Annotated in this window: 18 protein-coding genes and 1 tRNA gene; 13 read left to right on the plus strand and 6 right to left on the minus strand. The window is 68.1% G+C overall.

Going from position 1 to position 17,985, the window contains the following annotated elements:
• The first annotated feature begins 159 nt into the window (after nucleotides 1–159).
• The 4 genes from BKK79_RS29810 to BKK79_RS29825 all read left to right on the plus strand — a co-directional run bounded on the left by BKK79_RS29810 (nucleotide 160) and on the right by BKK79_RS29825 (nucleotide 5,003).
• Nucleotides 160–1,323 carry a glycosyl hydrolase gene (locus BKK79_RS29810; RefSeq protein WP_071039611.1) on the plus strand — a complete coding sequence of 388 codons (1,164 nt, stop codon included), beginning with the start codon at nucleotides 160–162 and terminating at the stop codon, nucleotides 1,321–1,323.
• 41 nt (nucleotides 1,324–1,364) lie between these two features.
• Nucleotides 1,365–1,625, plus strand: a complete 261-nt coding sequence (locus tag BKK79_RS29815) for a MoaD/ThiS family protein (protein WP_071021315.1) — start codon at nucleotides 1,365–1,367, stop codon at nucleotides 1,623–1,625.
• 189 nt (nucleotides 1,626–1,814) lie between these two features.
• A complete protein-coding gene (locus BKK79_RS29820; RefSeq protein ID WP_071021312.1) occupies nucleotides 1,815–2,783 on the plus strand; it encodes a chemotaxis protein in 969 nt (322 codons plus the stop codon).
• A gap of 570 nt (nucleotides 2,784–3,353) precedes the next feature.
• Nucleotides 3,354–5,003, plus strand: a complete 1,650-nt coding sequence (locus BKK79_RS29825; RefSeq protein WP_071021310.1) for a SulP family inorganic anion transporter — start codon at nucleotides 3,354–3,356, stop codon at nucleotides 5,001–5,003.
• Between the two features lie 54 nt (nucleotides 5,004–5,057).
• Here the strand turns inward: BKK79_RS29825 and BKK79_RS29830 are convergent, their stop codons facing one another.
• The 6 genes from BKK79_RS29830 to BKK79_RS41270 all read right to left on the minus strand — a co-directional run bounded on the left by BKK79_RS29830 (nucleotide 5,058) and on the right by BKK79_RS41270 (nucleotide 10,601).
• Complete coding sequence (locus tag BKK79_RS29830; RefSeq protein ID WP_071021308.1) at nucleotides 5,058–5,261, minus strand: CopG family transcriptional regulator; 204 nt, start codon at nucleotides 5,259–5,261, stop codon at nucleotides 5,058–5,060.
• Nucleotides 5,262–6,119: 858 nt separating this feature from the next.
• Nucleotides 6,120–7,223, minus strand: coding sequence for a dihydrolipoamide acetyltransferase family protein (locus tag BKK79_RS29835; RefSeq protein ID WP_071039612.1), 1,104 nt, complete (start codon nucleotides 7,221–7,223; stop codon nucleotides 6,120–6,122).
• Nucleotides 7,224–7,302: 79 nt separating this feature from the next.
• Nucleotides 7,303–8,280: an alpha-ketoacid dehydrogenase subunit beta gene (locus BKK79_RS29840; protein WP_071039613.1), complete on the minus strand. Its 978-nt coding sequence runs from the start codon at nucleotides 8,278–8,280 to the stop codon at nucleotides 7,303–7,305.
• 109 nt (nucleotides 8,281–8,389) lie between these two features.
• Nucleotides 8,390–9,472 carry a pyruvate dehydrogenase (acetyl-transferring) E1 component subunit alpha gene (pdhA, locus tag BKK79_RS29845; RefSeq protein ID WP_071021300.1) on the minus strand — a complete coding sequence of 361 codons (1,083 nt, stop codon included), beginning with the start codon at nucleotides 9,470–9,472 and terminating at the stop codon, nucleotides 8,390–8,392.
• Between the two features lie 262 nt (nucleotides 9,473–9,734).
• Nucleotides 9,735–9,809: transfer RNA gene (locus BKK79_RS29850), tRNA-Thr, on the minus strand.
• A 651-nt stretch (nucleotides 9,810–10,460) separates the two neighbouring features.
• Nucleotides 10,461–10,601 carry a hypothetical protein gene (locus BKK79_RS41270; protein ID WP_198173343.1) on the minus strand — a complete coding sequence of 47 codons (141 nt, stop codon included), beginning with the start codon at nucleotides 10,599–10,601 and terminating at the stop codon, nucleotides 10,461–10,463.
• Between the two features lie 29 nt (nucleotides 10,602–10,630).
• Here BKK79_RS41270 and BKK79_RS29855 point away from each other — a divergent pair, with 29 nt between their 5' ends.
• From BKK79_RS29855 to BKK79_RS29895, 9 genes are all read left to right on the plus strand, one after another.
• Nucleotides 10,631–11,386, plus strand: coding sequence for a hypothetical protein (locus BKK79_RS29855; protein WP_071039614.1), 756 nt, complete (start codon nucleotides 10,631–10,633; stop codon nucleotides 11,384–11,386).
• Between the two features lie 119 nt (nucleotides 11,387–11,505).
• Nucleotides 11,506–11,718 (plus strand): AlpA family transcriptional regulator, encoded by a 213-nt coding sequence (locus BKK79_RS29860; RefSeq protein WP_071039615.1) that lies wholly within the window; start codon nucleotides 11,506–11,508, stop codon nucleotides 11,716–11,718.
• 42 nt (nucleotides 11,719–11,760) lie between these two features.
• The gene (locus BKK79_RS29865) at nucleotides 11,761–12,636 is read left to right on the plus strand and encodes a ParA family protein (RefSeq protein ID WP_071039616.1); all 876 of its coding nucleotides are present in this window, start codon (nucleotides 11,761–11,763) and stop codon (nucleotides 12,634–12,636) included.
• Nucleotides 12,620–12,868: a hypothetical protein gene (locus BKK79_RS29870; protein ID WP_071039617.1), complete on the plus strand. Its 249-nt coding sequence runs from the start codon at nucleotides 12,620–12,622 to the stop codon at nucleotides 12,866–12,868. Before BKK79_RS29865 ends, BKK79_RS29870 begins: the two co-directional genes overlap by 17 nt.
• A complete protein-coding gene (locus tag BKK79_RS29875; RefSeq protein ID WP_071039618.1) occupies nucleotides 12,861–14,516 on the plus strand; it encodes a ParB family protein in 1,656 nt (551 codons plus the stop codon). The genes BKK79_RS29870 and BKK79_RS29875 overlap by 8 nt, the downstream gene beginning before the upstream one ends.
• Before the next feature lie 15 nt (nucleotides 14,517–14,531).
• A complete protein-coding gene (locus tag BKK79_RS29880; RefSeq protein ID WP_071039619.1) occupies nucleotides 14,532–15,092 on the plus strand; it encodes a DUF2857 domain-containing protein in 561 nt (186 codons plus the stop codon).
• Between the two features lie 2 nt (nucleotides 15,093–15,094).
• A complete protein-coding gene (locus tag BKK79_RS29885; protein WP_071039620.1) occupies nucleotides 15,095–16,342 on the plus strand; it encodes an STY4528 family pathogenicity island replication protein in 1,248 nt (415 codons plus the stop codon).
• Nucleotides 16,343–16,660: 318 nt separating this feature from the next.
• Nucleotides 16,661–17,443, plus strand: a complete 783-nt coding sequence (locus BKK79_RS29890) for a PFL_4669 family integrating conjugative element protein (RefSeq protein WP_071039621.1) — start codon at nucleotides 16,661–16,663, stop codon at nucleotides 17,441–17,443.
• Nucleotides 17,440–17,973, plus strand: a complete 534-nt coding sequence (locus tag BKK79_RS29895) for a DUF3158 family protein (RefSeq protein ID WP_071039622.1) — start codon at nucleotides 17,440–17,442, stop codon at nucleotides 17,971–17,973. Before BKK79_RS29890 ends, BKK79_RS29895 begins: the two co-directional genes overlap by 4 nt.
• Nucleotides 17,974–17,985 lie beyond the last annotated feature (12 nt).

Here is a 17,985-nt window from a genome sequence, read left to right on the forward strand (position 1 = left end):
GAAAGGTCGGCATCGTGAGTGCGTCCCCCGACCGCGTACCCATGCCGGCGCCGGTGCCGCGCCTGTGCCGCCCTGATGCCACCCTCACGCGCCCGCTGGCGCGTCATGCATGCCGCCCAGGCGGCACGTGCCGACCGGCCCCGCAAGGAGACAAAGTCCATGGCTTCATCCATTGCCGGCAGTGCCGCGCCGCATGACGGGAAGACGACCCTCCTCGTGGCGACGCGCAAGGGCGCCTGGCTGTACCGCGCGGATGCCGCGCGGCAACAGTGGGTGCCCGACGGGCCGCACTTCCTGGGCCATATCGTGCATCACCTGGTGCTCGACCCGCGCGACCGCCGCACCCTGCTGGCCGCCGCCCGCACCGGCCATCTCGGACCCACCGTATTCCGTTCCACCGACGGCGGCCGCCACTGGCGCGAGGCCACGCGGCCACCGGCCTTTGCCCGGGCCGAAGCCGGGCAGGAGGCGCGCGTGGTCGACCATGTGTTCTGGCTGGCGCCGGGCCACGCGGACGAGACTGGCACCTGGTATGCAGGCACCTCGCCCCAGGGCCTGTTCCGCAGCGAGGACGGCGGCGACACCTGGGCGCCGGTGTCCGGCTTCAACGACCATCCGATGCGGCCGGCCTGGACCGGGGGCGCGCAGGACGGCACGCCGGACGGGCCCAAGCTGCACTCCATCCTGGTCGATCCGCGCGATGCGCGGCATCTCTATATCGGCATGTCCAGCGGCGGCGTGTTCGAGAGCACGGATGGCGGCGCCGGCTGGGCGCCGCTGAACGCGGGCTGCGCGGCGGACTTCCTGCCGCCGCCCCCGCCCGAATTCGGCCACGATCCGCATCGCGTGCTGCTGCACCCGGCCGCGCCCGACATCCTGTACCAGCAGAACCACTGCGGCATCTACCGCATGGACCGGCGCGAGGGGATCTGGCGGCGCATCGGCGAGGCCATGCCGGCGGAGGTGGGCGACATCGGCCTGCCCATCGTGGCGCATCCGCGCGATGCCGACACGGTCTGGGTGTTTCCCATGGACGGTACCGACGTATGGCCGCGTGTCAGCCCGCAGGGCCGCCCGGCTGCCTACGTCACGCACGATGCCGGCCGCAGCTGGCAGCGCCAGGACCGCGGCCTGCCGGCACAGCAGGCCTGGTTCACGGTGAAGCGGCAGGCCATGGCGACCGATGCCTGCGATCCGGTCGGCCTCTACGTCGGCACCACCGGGGGCGAGATCTGGGCCAGCGCCGACGAGGGCGGCAACTGGTCCTGCCTGGCGCAGCACCTGCCCGAGATCTACGCGCTGGAGACGGCGGTCTTCGCCTGAGGTGGCGGCATCGGCATCGGCAACGTCATCGTGGAGGCAGCATGAAGGTGATGATCTGTTCCGTCCTGCATTCCTACACCGGCGGGCAGCCGGTGGTGGAGGCGGCCGGCACGAGCGTGGCGGCGCTGCTGGACGACCTCGAGCGGCGCTATCCGGGCATGCGTTTCCGCATCGTCGACGAGCAGGGCGGGCTGCGCCCCTATATGCGCGTCTTCGTCAACCGCAGCCAGGCCATGCGGCTGGACGCGCCGCTCGGCGAGTCGGACGAAGTGCACATCCTGCAGGCACTGGCCGGCGGCTGAGCCGGCCCCGCTAAACCTTGGCGGGAATCTGCCGTTAGCCGCCCTGAGTCCACTGGATCACCGGAGCCGGCCGGCGCCTGCCGCGCCTGCGCGCTGCTTGCCGCAAGGCATGCGCTTCGCCCGTGCCGCCGCGCCGGTGGACCGCAGTGTCGAGGATGTGCCGAACAACACCAGGTAGCGGAGCCAAGCATGAGCAGCAGCAGCGCGATGAGAGAGGTCGACGAACGGACCAATCTGACCAACAATAACCAGTTCGAGTTATTGCTGTTCCGTCTCGGCGATTCGAACCACTCCGGCCAGTCCGAATGGTTCGGCATCAATGTGTTCAAGGTGCGGGAGATCCTGGTCATGCCCACCGTGACCACGGTGGTGGGCGCTGCGCCGGCGGTGCTCGGCATGGCCGATATCCGCGGCCAGGTGATCCCCGTGATCGACCTGCCCAAGCTGGTCGGCTGCACCCCGCGCAGCGGGCTGAACATCCTGCTGGTGACCGAGTATGCGCGTTCCACCCAGGGCTTCGCGGTGGAGGCGGTCGAGGAGATCGTGCGCCTCGAATGGAGCCAGGTGGTGTCGGCCGAGACCAGCGTCAAGGGCGACCTGGTGACCAGCATCGCCAAGCTCGACGCCGAGTCCGACAATCCGCGCCTGGTCCAGGTGCTGGACGTGGAGCAGATCCTGCGCGACGTGCTGCCGACGCGCCAGCCCGACGTCGATCCCGCCACCGTGGGGCCCAGGCTTTCGCTGCGTCCCGGTGCCCGCATCCTCGCCGCCGACGATTCCGCCTTCGCGCGCAGCCTGATCGAACAGGGCCTGCAAGCCATGGGCGTGCAGGTGGTGATGACCAAGACCGGCCAGGAAGCCTGGGACGTGCTGGGCGAGATCGCCGACCAGGCCGCCGGCAGCGGCAAGTCGGTGCAGGACGAGATCGCGCTGGTGCTGACCGATCTCGAGATGCCCGAGATGGATGGCTTCACGCTCACGCGCAAGATCAAGGGCGATGCCCGCCTGAAGTCGCTGCCGGTGGTGATCCACTCCTCGCTGTCGGGCGAGGCCAGCGAGGAACACGTGCGCAAGGTCGGGGCCGACGCCTACGTCTCCAAGTTCCTGGCCAAGGATCTCGCCGAGACCATCCGCGGCGTGCTGGCGCGCCACGCCTGAGGCCTCGCTGCCGGACGGGCTCGCGGGCGCGGCCCCGATCGCGCTTCCGCCCCGCCGCGCCTTCCCTCTCTTCTTCGCTGCCGCGCCCGGCGCGGCGCGCTTGCCCGAGGCTCTGCCACGCAGCCGCCGGGCGCGCCATCGCTGCGGCGATCGACCCTGCCGGGCGCGAGGCGCCCGACGCGCGCGTAGCTTGCCTGCCTGCGTCCTGTCGGCCAGTCCATCGGACCGGGACTGCGGACAGGGAGCGCGGATACGGACGATGCCCGCGCCGCGTGCCTGCCACCGTGTTCCCTTCCACTGGCCTGCGACCTGCCCGGCAGGGCTTGACTGCACGAAGCATTCCTGCCTTCCCCGCCTCAAGCATGTGTTTGCCTATTATTTGTGCAGTCCAGCTTTTTTGAGTACTGGCGCGGCTTTGCGGGAGGCAGGTGGCTTGGATATCCACCGTTCCTGTGGATACCTTGGATAAGTCCGTCAGCGTTCCCGCGCATGTGGCCGGCCGCCTTGCTCCTGGCTCGAAGCGCATCCTATTATCATGAAATGTGATGCGATACGAATGGAGCGTGCGCCATGACGGCATTGCGGGAAGCCTGGCGCGCCGGCCTGTTCCGGCGCGGGAACTGGTTGCCGAACATCGTCTCCGGGCTGATCGTCGGCGTCGTCGCGCTGCCGCTGGCGATGGCCTTCGCCATCGCTTCCGGCGCCAGGCCTGCGCAGGGCCTCTACACGGCCATCATCGCCGGCCTGCTGGTGTCGGCCTGCGGCGGCAGCCGCGTGCAGATCGCCGGCCCGACCGGCGCCTTCATCGTGATCCTGTCGGGCATCACGGCGCGCCACGGCATCGAGGGACTGCAGATCGCCACGCTGATGGCCGGCATCATGCTGCTGGCCATGGGGCTGGCCCGGCTGGGCGTGGTCATCAAGTACATCCCGGCGCCGGTGATCGTCGGCTTCACCACCGGCATCGCGGTCATCATCTGGGTGGGCCAGTGGCGCGACTTCTTCGGCCTGCCGGCGGTGCCGGGCGAGCATTTCCATGACAAGGTCTGGCACCTGCTGCAGGTCCTGCCGCAGTGGCATCCTGCCACCACCGGCATCGCACTGCTCAGCCTGGCCCTGGTGGTGGCCACGCCGCACATCGCCCCGCTGCGGCGCGTGCCCGGCCCCCTGGTGGCGCTGGTGGTGGCGACCGCCCTGCAGGCCGCGTTCGGCTTCGATGGCGTGGCTACCATCGGCAGCGCCTTCGGTGGTATCTCCCGTGGCCTGCCGGCCTTCGCGCTGCCGGAGGTCACGCCTGCGCGCGTGGTAGAGCTGATCGGGCCAGCCTTCACCATCGCCATGCTGGGGGCGATCGAATCGCTGCTGTCGGCGGTGGTGGCGGACGGCATGGCCGGTACGCGGCACGATTCCAACCAGGAACTGATCGGGCAGGGCATCGCCAATATCGTCGCGCCGCTGTTCGGCGGCTTCGCCGCCACCGGCGCCATCGCGCGCACCGCCACCAATATCCGCAATGGCGGCAACAGTCCGCTGGCCGGCATCACGCACGCGGTGGTGCTGATGCTGGTGCTCGTGCTGCTGGCACCGCTGGCGGCCAGCGTGCCGCTGGCCGCGCTCGCCGCCATCCTCTTCGTGGTGGCCTACAACATGAGCGAAGTGCGGCACTTCGCCGCCATGGTGGTGCGCGCGCCGCGCGCCGACGTCGCCATCCTGCTGATCACCTTCGTGCTGACCGTCTTCGCCGACCTCGTGGTGGCGGTCAATATCGGCGTGATCCTGGCGATGATGCAGTTCCTGCGGCGCATGGCCGCCTCGGTCGAGATCGCGCGGCAGGACCATGGCGCGCTCGGCAGGGAACTGGGCGCGGTGCCGGCGCTGCCGCCGGGCACGCTGGTATACGCCATCGAGGGCCCGTTCTTCTTCGGCGCGGTCGAGAACTTCGAGCGTGCCCTGGTGCAGACGCACACCGATCCGCGCTGCCTAGTGATCCGCCTGCGCCGCGTACCCTTCATGGACATCACCGGACTGCAGACGCTGATCGAGGTGGTCGGCAAGCTGCGGCGGCGCGGCGTGGCGGTGGTGCTGTGCGAAGCCAATGCGCGGGTGCGTGGCAAGCTGGCGCGCGCGGGGGTGATGTCCGCGCTGGGCGAGGGCAATTACGTGGACAGCCTGGAAGCGGCGCTGGAACGTTGCCGGGTGTTGCGCGCCGCAGCGGCCTGAGTGCCGCGCCGCGCCGCGGCACCCAGGCCGTGCACGGCGCCCGGCGGCGGACGTTCAGCCGGCGCGCTTGCGCCCGGTGGAGGCGGCGGGGGCGCGGGCCTTGGTGGCGTACTCGACGCCGTGGTGCTGCAGATAGTCGCGGATCAGCTGGCGCACGACCTGCGACGGTGTCAGGTCCTGGGACGCACACAGCGTCTCGAAGGCCTTTTTCTTGACCGGGTCGATCAGCACGGTCAGGCGGGCGGTCTTGGATTCCATGAGGGGCTCGGCGCGCTGTGATGTTAATCAAATTATCATTATATACACAAGGAACACGGGCGGCGGCTGGACTTCGGCGCGGGTCTGTGGCATAAGGGACCACACCCCGTTCGCCATGCTGCGCAGCGGTCATGGCCCGCGCCAAAGGCGCAGAGGCCAGGCCGGCGGGGCACATGATCGACCACCTGTCGCGCCGGCGCATGCCGGCGGACCAGCGCCAAGACACGAAGGATATACACGGATCGCGCATGACGATGCCTGACGCCTCCCCCCGCCATGTTTCCCGCCGCCGGCACCTGCCGTGCGGGTGGGCGTGCGCGGTCGCGGCGTCGCATCGCGCGGCGACGGTCCGCCGCGCTGCCGTGGCCGTTCCGACCGTCCCCGGCGCCGGCATGGCACGTCCTGCCCATGCCGCGCGCCTTGCCTCCGTGGCCCGCCACGGCTCCCCGGCCGTGCTTCTCCCCGCCGTGCGGGGAGTCCGCGGGCCGGTTTCCCCGGCCTGATTCTCCCGCACGGCAGCCTGTCTGGAGGCGGCATCCTGCCGCCCTTTCCAACATGCAACCGGGAGAATCCGAGATGCCAGCCATCTATCACAAGACGCTCTACGCGATCGGCACGGTCGCGGCCCTCTATCTGCTGATCAACCTTTGAGCCATGCGGCCGGGACGGGGCCAGGCGGCGGCGCGCCCGCGTCCCGGCCGTGCATGCCAAGCGCTGCCGGCAAGGAGATTGCCATGTTCTACAAGCTGATGCTGATCCTGGTGCTGTTCATGGTGGCCATCGCGGCGCTGTCGCAGGCGTTCCAGCAGATGCCGGGCTGATCCGGCGCGGGCGGCCGCGGGCCGCCCGCCGTCGGTTTCAATCCGGCAGGGCCAGGTCGGCGATCACCGCGGCGAGAAAGCGCGCGGCTTCGCCGCCGGTGACGACCCGGTGGTCGAAGGTCAGGCTCAGCGGCAGCAGGCGATGGATGGCGACGGCCCCCGCGGCCGCGACCACGGCATCATGCATGCGGCCCGCGCCGAGGATGGCGACCGTGGGCGGCACCACGATGGGTGCGGCGTACTTGCCGCCGATCATGCCGAAGTTCGACAGCGTGATCGTGTTTCCACGCATTTCTTCCGGCGCGATGGTGCGCGCGCGGATGTCGGCGCGCATGCGTTCCAGCCCCTGGCGCAGGTCGGCGGCATCGCGTCGTCCCGCGTCGCGCAGCACCGGCACGAAGAGGCCCTCGGGCAGGTCGGCGGCGATGCCGACATCGATCTTCTGCAGCACGTGGCGGCGCCCGCTGCCGCCTTCGTACCAGGCATTGAGGCCGGGTTCGGCACGGCAGCCCGCCACCAGCGCGCGCACCAGGCGCATGGTCGCGTCGGTGCCCGGCGGCCACGCCTGGACGTCGGCGTCGTCCATCACCGTGGCGGCGGCCACCTCGCTCTGCGCGCGCGCCATGTTCTGCGCCATGGCGCGGCGCACCCCGCGCAGCACTTCGGCCGGGCCGGTCTCGGCCAGGGCCTTGGCCACGCGCTCGACGTCGGCGGCCGTGATGACCCCCTCCGCGCCCGAAGGCGTGACCATGGCCAGGTCGACCGACAGCTTGCGCGCCAGCGCCCGCACCGCCGGCGCGGCCCGCACCGCGCCGGCGCCGCCGCCGGCCAGCGGCGCCGGGGCTTCCGCCACCACCTGGCTGCCGACCGCGACGGTGCCGACCACGGTGCCGGCATCGTCCTCGCCTGCGCCTTCGAAGCCTGCCAGCGGCGCGCCCAGGTGGACGATGTCGCCCGGCGCGGCGTAATGCCTGGCCAGGCGCGCGGCGAAGGGCGAGGGGATCTCGACGATGGCCTTGGCGGTTTCCACCGACAACAGCGGCTGGTCGGCCGCGACTGTCTCGCCTTCGGCGACGTGCCAGGCGACGATTTCCGCTTCCTGCAGGCCTTCGCCGAGATCGGGCAGCTTGAAGATACGCATCGCATTGCTCCTTGCGGTCATCGCCTGCGCGGCGCGGCGCGGGCGCGAACCATCGTTTGCCGGCCCGCGGCGGGGTCGATCACGCCGCCATCGCGCGGCGCGCCGCATCGACGATGCGGGCCACGCTCGGCATGTAGAGCGCCTCCTGCCGCGCCAGCGGCACCACGGTGTCGTAGCCGGTCACGCGCAGCACCGGCGCGGCCAGCGAGTAGAGGCCGGCATCGGCCAGGCCGGCGGCGATCTCCGCGCCGAAGCCGGCCGTGCGCGGCGCCTCGTGCACGATCACGCAGCGGCCGGTGCGTGCCACCGACGCCAGGATGGTGTCGAGATCGAGCGGCTTGAGCGTGGCCACATCGATGACCGCGGCCGAGATGCCTTCCTGTTCGAGCTGGCCGGCCGCGGCCAGCGTCTCCTGCAGCATCGCGCCCCAGCTCACCAGTGTCAGGTCGCTGCCGTCGCGCAGGGTGAAGCAGGCATCCAGCGGCAGCGCCTGGCCATCGTCGGCGACCTCCTGGCGGAACAGCCGGTACAGGCGGGTCGGCTCGAGGAAGATCACCGGGTCGGGGTCGCGGATGGCGGCCAGCAGCAGGCCGTAGGCGCGTGCCGGCGAGGAGGGGATCACCACGCGGATGCCCGGCATGTGGGCGAACATGGCCTCGGGACTTTCAGAATGGTGCTCGGGCGCGTGGATGCCGGCGCCGAACGGGGAGCGCAGCACCATCGGACAGCTCAGGCGCCCGCGGCTGCGATGGCGCAGGCGGCCCGCGTGGTTGATGATGTGGTCGATCGCCGGATAGATGAAGCCGGTGAACTGGATCTCCGCCACCGGCTTCAGCCCCATGGCCGCCATGCCGACCGCGGCGCCGGCGATGCCGGATTCCGCGAGCGGGGTGTCGATCACGCGCTGCGCGCCGAAGCGGGCCTGCAGGCCCACGGTGGCGCGGAACACGCCGCCGTTGACCCCGATGTCCTCACCCAGCAGCACGACGCTCGGGTCGCGTGCCAGTTCGTGGGCCAGGGCCTGGTTGACGGCTTCTACCAGATGGATCTCGGCCATGGTGTGCTTGCCTCGCTAAGGTTGGCGCCGTTTCCGCTTGCTGGCGTCGTTTGCCCGGTGCCTTGCATGCCGTGCGCTCATCGGCGGTACGGGAAGTCCGGCGTCCGCCTCAAGGCGGCGTGTCCGTGCCCGCGAAACGCTGCGCCATGGCGAGCTGGCCGGCCAGCGCCGCCGGCAGCGTGGCGTAGAGATGCTCGAACATGGCCGCCGGCGCGGGCATGGGCGTGGCCAGGTAGGCTTCGACCGCCTGCGCCACCTGCTGCGCGCAGTCCTTGATGAGCGCTTCTTCGCGCGCCGCATCCCACGCGCCGAGGCTGGCCAGATAGTTGCGCAGGCGCAGCACCGGTTCCTGTGCCCAGTGCGCTTTCACGCTGGCTTCGTCGCGGTAGCGGCTGGCGTCGTCGGCGGTGGTGTGGTCGCCCAGCCGGTAGGTGATGGCCTCGATCAGCGAGGGGCCATCGCCCGCGCGCGCGCGTTCCAGCGCTTGCGCGGCGGCCTGGCGCACGGCGACGATGTCGTTGCCGTCGACCTGGCGGCCGGGCACACCGGCGGCGATGGCCTTCTGCGCCAGCGTCTGCGCCGCCGTCTGCGCCGCGCGCGGCATCGAGATGGCCCATTGGTTGTTGCTGACCACCAGCACCATCGGCACGCGCCAGGCGCCGGCCAGGTTCATGCCCTCGTAGAAATCGCCCTTGGAGGTGCCGCCGTCGCCGAGCAGGCAGACCGCGGCGCGCGCCTCGCCGCGCAGGCGGAAGGCGTAGGCCGCGCCCGCGGCGTGGCATACCTGGGTGGCGATCGGCACGTTGTTGGGAAAGTCGTGGGGCGCCGCGGCGAAATGGCTGCCGCGCTCGTCGCCGCCCCAGTACAGCAGGCTCTCCGTCATGGTGACGCCGCGCACGAATTGCGCGGCATGGTCGCGGTAGGAGGGCACCAGCACGTCCTCGGGCCGCATCGCGCTGGCCACGCCGACCCCGATCGCTTCCTGGCCGATGGCCGAGGCGAAGGTGCCGATCTTGCCGGTACGCTGCAGGGCGATGGCCTTCAGGTCGAACTGCCGCGCCAGCACCATCGCGCGGTAGAGCGGCAGCAGCGCCGCGGGGTCGCGCGCGAAGGCGGGAAGATCCTGCTTGGGTTCACCGCGTGCATCGAGGTACTGCGTGTAGCCGATCTCAAAGCTTGCCACCGTGCCCATGCCGAGCCCCCTGTCGCATTGCCGCTTGCGCACCGCAGCACCAGCCACGCCGCCACGGCGGAGCGGTGCGATGCTGTTTCGAGTGTAGGGCAAGCGTGGAAAAGCGTCGTGGTGCGCGCGCGGCCAATGTACGGCAGAGCGCCATGCCATCGGTGCGCCTGGGCGAAGCGGAGACCGTGCGCGTGCGGACGCGGCGGCGTGACAGCGATGGCGGGTGGGTTTGCCGGATACCGGCGAGGAGGGGGATGCAGAAGGGGGGGGGTGGTGCCCATGGGCAGGATCGAACTGCCGACCTCTCCCTTACCAAGGGAGTGCTCTACCACTGAGCCACATGGGCATCTGCCGTGAAGGCAATGCAAAAAAACTCTGGAGCGGGAAACGAGACATTTACTAGGCGCGTAAGTCGTTGTTTCCCGAACACTTTCTTCGCCGAGGTACCCAGCGAAGACCTGAATTGTAGCCTAATTTTTCGTCCCCGGCAACGAGTTCGTCCAAAGAAGTCCATCGACGTCCAGAGACACACACTCAGCGCACCGGACCCGCACCCGGCACATCGCCATCCGCACGCCCTCGAACTCGCCCCCCATCTCCCGCTCTCTGCTTCCCCATCTTCATCGCGATGCCGACTAGGCAGCAGGCTTCCGATGTCGGGGCAGTTCGGATGCCTCCGTGGAAAGGCGCACCGCGCATCGCGGCGCCCATCTGCGCAAGCCACACCGGAAGAATGCGCACCCTCGCCATGATGCGTAGGCGCACGATTCTTTATGGATATATCAGCATGCCGGGATGAGCATGACAGGCGCGGATTCGCCGCGTCCTGCTGGACGTTGGATGACGATTGCCATCCCCTTGGCACCCCATGAGACCGTGGGCATATCAGGCCATACCCAGACGGTTTTGCAGAGGCCGTAACTTCTTACGACCCTGATAGCGTGAGCGTCACTGTCGAGCCTGCGTCCTGATGCTCGACCTTCTATTCGATGAATTTTTACACATCGAGCACACGACGGCTACCAGTAGCGCCGACTGGTAAGAGGTACTCAAGCCCAATGACGAAGCCGCCCTCGGGGCTCGCTTCCTGCACAGACAACACGCCGATCATGAGGTCGGAGGCAAAGGAGTCGGCCATGTAGTTCTTCTCCTGGAAGGAGACGGAGCATGCACGAGAACAAGAATGATGCACCCACATCAAAGGTGTTCTACCGCCCGATCGAAGCGTCCATCCGCTGGGCCGGGCTGCTGCGGTACGAGCAGGTGATCCTGGCCTCGATTTCGTCGCCCCGGAACCTGCCACTTTCGCTGGACTGCCCACGCTGGGGCGAACTGCGGCTATACACCGAACGCATCTATGACGGCATCCTCAATGGGGAGCTGCCCTTCGGACGGGACGGCATCACGACGCACGACACCGAACTGATCGACTCTTTCGATCTCACCATCCGCCATGTCGATCTGAAGCGCTGGATGCGCCAGCACTACCCCGAGCAGCGACCGGGCTTTCTCTTCTCCCGTAGCGAGCGCATCACCCATCCCTTCATTTCGCTGGAGACAGGGCAGGCCATGCTGGTTGAACAGCTCGCCCTGAGATCCGCCTTGGAGCAGTCCAAGCGCCAACTTCGCGAGCTGCAGGACAAGCACGACGCGCTGCTCAAGCAGTCCACGGTGATTCCCGCCTGCGCGCAGTGCCCGATCAGCGATCGGGCCGAGGCCACCTACCTGAACATCATCGGGGGCATGCTGGAGCTGATGCTCGGCCAGTCGCCCTCGGGCGCACCGTACTCCAGCTTCAAGACGCAGGAGGCCGTGGTCAGCGCACTGGTCGCCCATCACCACGGCGTCATGGGGATCGCCGAGCGGACATTGAACGGCAAGTTCGCCACGGCCAGGCGCCGGCTGCATAGCGCCATCCTCTGATGGTTTTCCAGCTTGTATGTGCAGTCGCGGAGATTGCATTTGCAATGTCTTTCCGCAGCCATGTCTATTGAATAGAGGTCACGCCAACAAACGCCACTGAGCGTTCAGGAGTGACCGCCATGTCGCAAACACCTGTACTACCACCCAGCGAGCGCCGCATCCTGCGCCTGGAAGAAGTCGAAGCGAAGTCCGGCTTCAAGCGCGCCCACATCTACAACCTGATGAAGAAGCGCCAGTTCCCGCAGGCGCTGCGCCTGGGCGTGCGCGCCGTCGGCTGGGATTCCATCGAAATCGATCAGTGGATCGCCGAGCGCGTCAACAACCGGGCCTGACCCGTTCTCCCGCGGACCTTCCATCCTCACACGGAGAACGCCATGCAGGTTGTATCCATCATTTCAACGAAAGGTGGCGTCGGCAAGACCACCACGGCCGCGAACCTGGGCGGGCTCGTCGCCGACGCGGGGCTGCGCGTGCTGCTGCTCGATCTCGACGTGCAGCCCACCTTGTCGTCCTACTACGAATTGGGCCACCGTGCGCCTGGCGGCATCTATGAACTGCTGGCCTTCAACGAGCGCGACCTCGGCCAGCTCGTGTCCCGCACGAACATCACAGGCCTGGATCTGGTGTTGTCCAACGACCACCGGGGCGAGCTGAACACCTTATTGCTGCATGCGCCGGACGGACGCTTGCGGCTGCGGCACCTGCTTCCCGCACTGGCTCCCCTCTACGACCTGGTGCTGATCGACACCCAAGGCGCGCGTTCGGTGACGCTGGAGATGGCGGTGCTCGCCTCTGATCTCGCGCTGTCACCCGTGACCCCGGAAATCCTCGCGGCCCGCGAGTTGCGGCGCGGCACCATGCAATTGCTGGAGGACATCGCGCCGTACCGGCACCTGGGCATCGAACCACCGCCGCTGCACCTGCTCATCAACCGCGTCCACCCGGTGTCGGCGAACGCTCGGCTGATTCAGCAGGCGTTGCGCGACCTGTTCCAGGACAACGCAGGCATCCGCGTGCTGGCCACCGACGTGCCGGCCATCGAAGCCTATCCGCGCGCCGCGACGCGCGGCCTGCCGGTGCATCGGGTCGAGTACCGCCAGCCACCGGGCAGAGTCGCCCCCGCCGCGCTCGACACCATGCGCGGCCTCGCTGGCGAACTGTTCCCGCAATGGCAGCACCGATTTGCCACGGTGTCCGGCCGCCCGCCATTCCCTCTTGATACCGGGAGGCACCATGGCGAACGCGCATGAACTGGCCCGAGGCCACAAACGGCTGCGCGCCCTGATCGAGTTCGCCGTCGGCGAGGGCTGGCACGTCAAGCGCACGCCGGGCGGCCATCTCAAATTCACCAAGGCAGGCTGCGCCGCGATCTACACCAGTTCGACCGCCAGCGACCACCGGGCCGCCCTCAACGCCCGTGCGCAGATCCGCCGCGCCGAGCGCGAGGCCCGATTCCAAGCGCAGGGAGGCCGCCATGGCTGAGATCACCTCCCAGCAGATGGCTGGCAAGCTGCTCGCGGCCGGGTTCGAGCGCAGCGGTCCGTCCGCCTCGACCCTGAGCGACCCCATCGCCGACACCCCCATGGTCGTGACCCTGGACCAGCTACGCCCCTACGACCATGACCCGCGCAAGAAGCGCAATTCGGCCTATGAGGAGATCAAGGCATCCATCCGCGAGCGCGGCCTGGATGCGGCACCGGCCATCACCCGACGGCCTGGCGAGGACCACTACATCATCCGCAACGGCGGCAACACGCGGCTGGCGATCCTACGCGAACTGTGGTCGGAGACCAAGGACGAGCAGTTCTTCCGCATATCGTGCCTGTTCCGGCCGTGGCCCAGCCGCGGCGAAATCGTCATGCTGACCGGCCACCTGGCCGAGAACGAACTGCGCGGCGGCCTCACCTTCATTGAGCGCGCCCTCGGCGTCGAGAAAGCGCGCGAGTTCTACGAGCAGGAAAGCGGCACCGCCCTGAGCCAGTCCGAACTGGCCCGCCGCTTGGCCGCCGATGGCTTCCCAGTGCAGCAGTCGCACATCAGCCGCATGAACGACGCGGTGCGCTACCTCCTGCCCGCGATCCCCTCCGTTCTCTATGGCGGCCTCGGCCGCCACCAGGTCGAACGCCTGTCGGTCATGCGCAAGGCCTGCATGCTCGCGTGGGAGCGCTACGCCAAGGGCCGCACGCTGACCCAGGACTTCGACGAGTTCTTCCAGGAAGTCTTGTCGCAGTTCGATGTGCAGGCCGACGAGTTCTCCGCGCAGCGCGTACAGGACGAACTGATCGGTCAGATGGCAGAGCTTCTGGGCGTCAATTACGACGTGCTCGCGCTGGACATGACCGAATCCGAGAGCCGCCAGCGCGCTCTGGTCAGCGATCCGACGCCATCCTCGACACCGCCCGCCTTGCCGGAGCCTGGGGTTATCGCGCGCCCACCTGCCAACGCCTCGCCGCCCACCACAGGGCCAGCACCGGCAGCGCAGCCTGCAGGCCCTGCGTCTCCCACCTCAACGCGCGAGAGCGACGCAGACGCCAACGAGGCGGGCACGGCCAGTCCGACAGCGGACGACCACCTGCTTCAGAAGCACATCGTCTCACCGGCGCCAACGACCGAACGGCTCCAGTCCATCCAGCGCATGGTCGCCGACCAGTTGGGCGATGCGCTGCCGCCTGACTTCTCGGCGAACGTCTTGCAGTCCATCCCCGTACAGGCCGGCGGGCTCTATCCGATCTCTGATGTCTGGTACATCGACGCGAGCTTGGACACACCCGAGCGCCTGCGCATCCATGTCGCGCAGTTCGCCCGCGAGATCGCGGGCGAGGCCCGCCTGGACGAGTGCATTGATGACCGTCCAGACGGCATCGGTTTCGCCTGCCGTGCCCACGCCCAAGACCCGGGGCCGCTGGGCCGTGCCGTCCTGGCGCTGCTGGCATGCCTGGCCGGTCAGCAGCCCGCCGACGTCGGCCTGGATAACGGGCAATTCGTCATCGACCTGTCGGCGCTGCTGCACGGACAAGGCGACGCAACCCGGCGACTGAGCGACACCGCACTGGTCAAGCTGTTCCGGCTGCTGCGGCTGGCCCGCCGCCTGCTCGACCTGGATGCCGGCGCTGCTGACCCTGGAACGTGACCGAGGGAGACCAGCATGTCCGCACCGCACCCACTCAATCAGGCCGTCATCGCCCAGGCCCTCTATGACCTACGCAATGGGCAACTGCGCCGCTGCAAACTTATGGGGTTTGGCGAGGAAGAGCTGGACGCCCTCAAGCATCCCGCGCTGATTAGCGTCTTGGCCAACGCCAACGTCTCGTGGTGCTCGGTGACGGTCAACCGCGAAGTACTCCGGCGTCTGCTCAGGCAGGCGCAGGATGTGGAGAAGGAGATCGCCACGGTCGATCGCATGCTCAGGCTGGGCGCGAGCACCGAAATGGTGAGCCGCTTCTACGGCCTGACCCACCAGGAAGTGGCGCTTCGCCGCGAAATCCTCGGCCTGCCCAAGCGCAAGGGCCGCCACCCCGTGCTGGACGAGAAACAGGACACGGAGCTGTGGCGGCAATGGAAGGCCGTGACCAGCAGCAGGAACGTCGATCTCGAAGACGAGACCTCCATCCTCGATGCCGCCATGGACTTGGCCGAAGGCATGGCACTGCCTCTGTCAGTGGTCTGGGCCTCGATCAAGAGCTGGGTCGATCAGGGATTGGGTTGACCATGGCCGTGGACGACACCGCACCACGTCGTGGCCCCATCGCACTCGCAGACCTGTTCGACGCTGCGCTGAAAGACCTTGTGCCCAAGCCCAACGCCGATGCGCCCCCGCCCACACCCACGCCTGTCGCGATGCCCACGGGCCCGGCGTCTGGCGATGCCTTCCTGTTCAGCGGCAACCGGCACGAGACCGTACCGCGGCGGCTCTTCCTCGACCGTCGCCTGACGCCATTGGAGCGCAACGCCTGGCAGGTCTTCCGGCTGATGCTCAACGACGATGGCGTGACGGCGTTCCCGACGTATGAACAGCTTCGGCCCTGGCTGGCGTCGATGCCGTGCGCCGGGCAAGCCTCGCACGAAACCGTGGCGCGAGCCCTGACGCTGCTGCGCCTCACCCGATGGTTGAGCCTGGTGCGGCGCCGCCGCGACCCCAAGACCGGCCGCATCCTCGGCAACCTCTATGTCCTGCACGACGAGCCGCTGATGCCCTTTGAAGCGATGCAGCTCGACGCCGACTACCTGGCGCTGGTCAGCCAGTCCCTCGGCCACTCGGCCAAGGCCGTGCAGATGGTCGGCCTGAACACGCTCAAGGAAATCGCGGAAGACCCGCTGCTGTCCGGCCGCACGCTGCCGTCACGGCTGCAGGTCCTGGCCGAACGCCTCACCAGCCAAGGCATCGCGCCGATCGAAAGTTATCCACAAGAGGATGCCACTCACGATTCCGAAGAAGGGCCGACGAGCCTTCTTCGGAATCGCGATGACCCCACTTCGGAATCCGAAGCAGGCCCGAAACCCGCGTCAGACGCCTCTCTTCGGAATCCGAAGCAGGCCCGTACAGTACGTAGTAGTCGTATTAATGAAGTACGTACTACCGCGCAGGCGCGCGCGCTGGGCGATCTGCAATGGCCCAATCGCTTCGCGGAACTGAAGGCAGAGCAGCAGACAGGTGCCAGGGTGGCGTTGCAGCAAGTCGATGCCTCGCTGAGGCAGGCCGTGCTGGACGAATGGGCCATGCGATGCAGCAGCCACGGCATCCGCAATCCTGCGGGGTATCTGTTCGGCATCATCCAGCGGGCCATCCATGGTGAGTTCAACGCCTGGGCCAAGAAAGACGCGCCGTCGGCACCTGCTCCACCCAATGAGCGGCCACCACCAGCACCGCCACCATCCCAGCCGCAGGGCAAGCCTGTGCCGCCAGAAGTCGCCAAGCAGCACATCGAGCGACTGCGCAATCTGCTCGCCAGCAAGTGATCAGGTGTGCAAGGCGGTGAAGTGGATGCAGGTAGCTGTCAGCAGAACTATCCCCTGGGGATAGTTCCACTGACAGCTACGACGTCGAACCGCTGCACGCCAGGCCTCGATCGCCTGCCCCGGGATCGGCCTTATCCACGCTGACCCGGGCGTGCAGCGTTCCTTGGCGCTCCATGGAGCTATCCCCTGGGGATAGCTCGCGCCGCATGCACCCGCCGCGCCGTGAACCGGGGACTGGCGGGTTTCGGTTTGTTGACTGACCGCCTTCCGCTGCACGCGGATGCTGGCCGCTCTTTTTCCAAACAACGAGCGGACACCATGGCAACGACCAACGAACCCTTGCAACTGAATCTCGGCTCCTTGCGCAGCGCGATGTCGCTGACGCTGCACACGCACCACGCCTCGCGCATCTGGCACGGCCGCGCCGCCGTCGAGGGGCGACCCGGCATCGTCGGCCTGAACGGCTACATCGCCCAGATGAACAAGATGCGGCGTGGCTCGGAGCAGGATGACCCGTACAGCGACTTCTGGATGCTGCGCATCGAAGACAAGCTCGACCAGACCAAGGCCACGCTGCAATCGCTGCGCGAGCAGGTGGACCAGGCCCTGGCGAGCGTGCCGCCGGCACTCACACTGGGCGAGAACCTCAACGTACAGCCCGTCAAGCTGCCGCTGTTCGTCAATGCGCAGCTCGGCTTTGCCGCCGTGTATCTGCTCGCCGACTACGACGACATCGCCCGCAAGCTGATCCTCGCGCACCATACGGCGCTGATCGATCGCTCGACGCTCGAACGCTGGCTCAACGAAGGCGCACATGCGCTGCGCAGCCTGTTCTCGCTGGCCCAGCAATACCGCTACTCGGGCTGCACCCGCGACGACTTCGCCGCCAAGAATGCCGCAGCACGGGCGGCGCTGGAGAAGTTCGGCGAGTTGCCGCAGGACGTGCTGGAAGGCACGCGCCGCTCGAAGTTCGCGCCGCCCATCGTGCGCCGTGGCCTGCAGCAGCGCGGTGACGGCCCTGCCGCAGCCGCATCGCCCACCGACGAGGCTGCCGCCCCCGAGGCCCCCGAAGCGGCGGTTGGCGAGGACGAGCAGACATGAGCGACCCGACACCCGACACCCGCTACTTCCGCCCACTGCACCAGACAGCCTTCATGCGGCTGGAACACGCAGGCTCTCTAAAAGGCTTTTTAAGACCTTTTCCTTTTAAAGGTAAGGGGAGTCTGGAGGACTGGGCCAGCCAGTGCTTTGCCATGCGCGACGAGTTGATTGGCTTGGCACAGCGACAGGTGCTGCAACAGGCAGTCGGGCATCCCTTCCACCTGCTCCCCATCGAACTGGCCCTGCAGACCACTGGCGCGGGAACGGCATTTTTGCGCTGGCGCAAGCACGACCGCTCGGCCATGGGCGTGGCGCTGTGGCAGGAGCTAATGGCCAGCACCAGCACGCCAGTCAACCTGCTCGCCGACCTGCACGCCATCGAGCTTCAGCGCATCACGCTCAACATGCAGATCAGTCTGTTGCACACCTTGGGCAGGCAGGCGCAGGAGTGCGCCAGCAAGGCCGCCGAGGCGGAAGACGCCTACCTGCGCCGGCTCAAGTCCACACCGCCCACCCTTCGCGATCGGTGATCGCGCAGGGCA

Origin of the sequence: Cupriavidus sp. USMAA2-4 (assembly GCF_001854305.1) — a bacterium.
GTDB classification, from domain to species: Bacteria; Pseudomonadota; Gammaproteobacteria; order Burkholderiales; family Burkholderiaceae; genus Cupriavidus; species Cupriavidus malaysiensis.

Excerpts from the sequence above, each read along its gene's own strand:
- BKK79_RS29880 (WP_071039619.1), top strand. The coding sequence starts at position 14,532 with ATGTCCGCACCGCACCCACTCAATCAGGCCGTCATCGCCCAGGCCCTC.
- BKK79_RS29810 (WP_071039611.1), top strand. The coding sequence starts at position 160 with ATGGCTTCATCCATTGCCGGCAGTGCCGCGCCGCATGACGGGAAGACG.
- BKK79_RS29830 (WP_071021308.1), bottom strand. The coding sequence starts at position 5,261 with ATGGAATCCAAGACCGCCCGCCTGACCGTGCTGATCGACCCGGTCAAG.
- BKK79_RS29890 (WP_071039621.1), top strand. The coding sequence starts at position 16,661 with ATGGCAACGACCAACGAACCCTTGCAACTGAATCTCGGCTCCTTGCGC.
- BKK79_RS29840 (WP_071039613.1), bottom strand. The coding sequence starts at position 8,280 with ATGGCCGAGATCCATCTGGTAGAAGCCGTCAACCAGGCCCTGGCCCAC.
- BKK79_RS29870 (WP_071039617.1), top strand. The coding sequence starts at position 12,620 with ATGGCGAACGCGCATGAACTGGCCCGAGGCCACAAACGGCTGCGCGCC.
- pdhA (WP_071021300.1), bottom strand. The coding sequence starts at position 9,472 with ATGGGCACGGTGGCAAGCTTTGAGATCGGCTACACGCAGTACCTCGAT.
- BKK79_RS29860 (WP_071039615.1), top strand. The coding sequence starts at position 11,506 with ATGTCGCAAACACCTGTACTACCACCCAGCGAGCGCCGCATCCTGCGC.
- BKK79_RS29885 (WP_071039620.1), top strand. The coding sequence starts at position 15,095 with ATGGCCGTGGACGACACCGCACCACGTCGTGGCCCCATCGCACTCGCA.
- BKK79_RS29865 (WP_071039616.1), top strand. The coding sequence starts at position 11,761 with ATGCAGGTTGTATCCATCATTTCAACGAAAGGTGGCGTCGGCAAGACC.
- BKK79_RS41270 (WP_198173343.1), bottom strand. The coding sequence starts at position 10,601 with ATGGCCGACTCCTTTGCCTCCGACCTCATGATCGGCGTGTTGTCTGTG.
- BKK79_RS29815 (WP_071021315.1), top strand. The coding sequence starts at position 1,365 with ATGAAGGTGATGATCTGTTCCGTCCTGCATTCCTACACCGGCGGGCAG.
- BKK79_RS29855 (WP_071039614.1), top strand. The coding sequence starts at position 10,631 with ATGCACGAGAACAAGAATGATGCACCCACATCAAAGGTGTTCTACCGC.
- BKK79_RS29825 (WP_071021310.1), top strand. The coding sequence starts at position 3,354 with ATGACGGCATTGCGGGAAGCCTGGCGCGCCGGCCTGTTCCGGCGCGGG.
- BKK79_RS29895 (WP_071039622.1), top strand. The coding sequence starts at position 17,440 with ATGAGCGACCCGACACCCGACACCCGCTACTTCCGCCCACTGCACCAG.
- BKK79_RS29875 (WP_071039618.1), top strand. The coding sequence starts at position 12,861 with ATGGCTGAGATCACCTCCCAGCAGATGGCTGGCAAGCTGCTCGCGGCC.
- BKK79_RS29820 (WP_071021312.1), top strand. The coding sequence starts at position 1,815 with ATGAGCAGCAGCAGCGCGATGAGAGAGGTCGACGAACGGACCAATCTG.
- BKK79_RS29835 (WP_071039612.1), bottom strand. The coding sequence starts at position 7,223 with ATGCGTATCTTCAAGCTGCCCGATCTCGGCGAAGGCCTGCAGGAAGCG.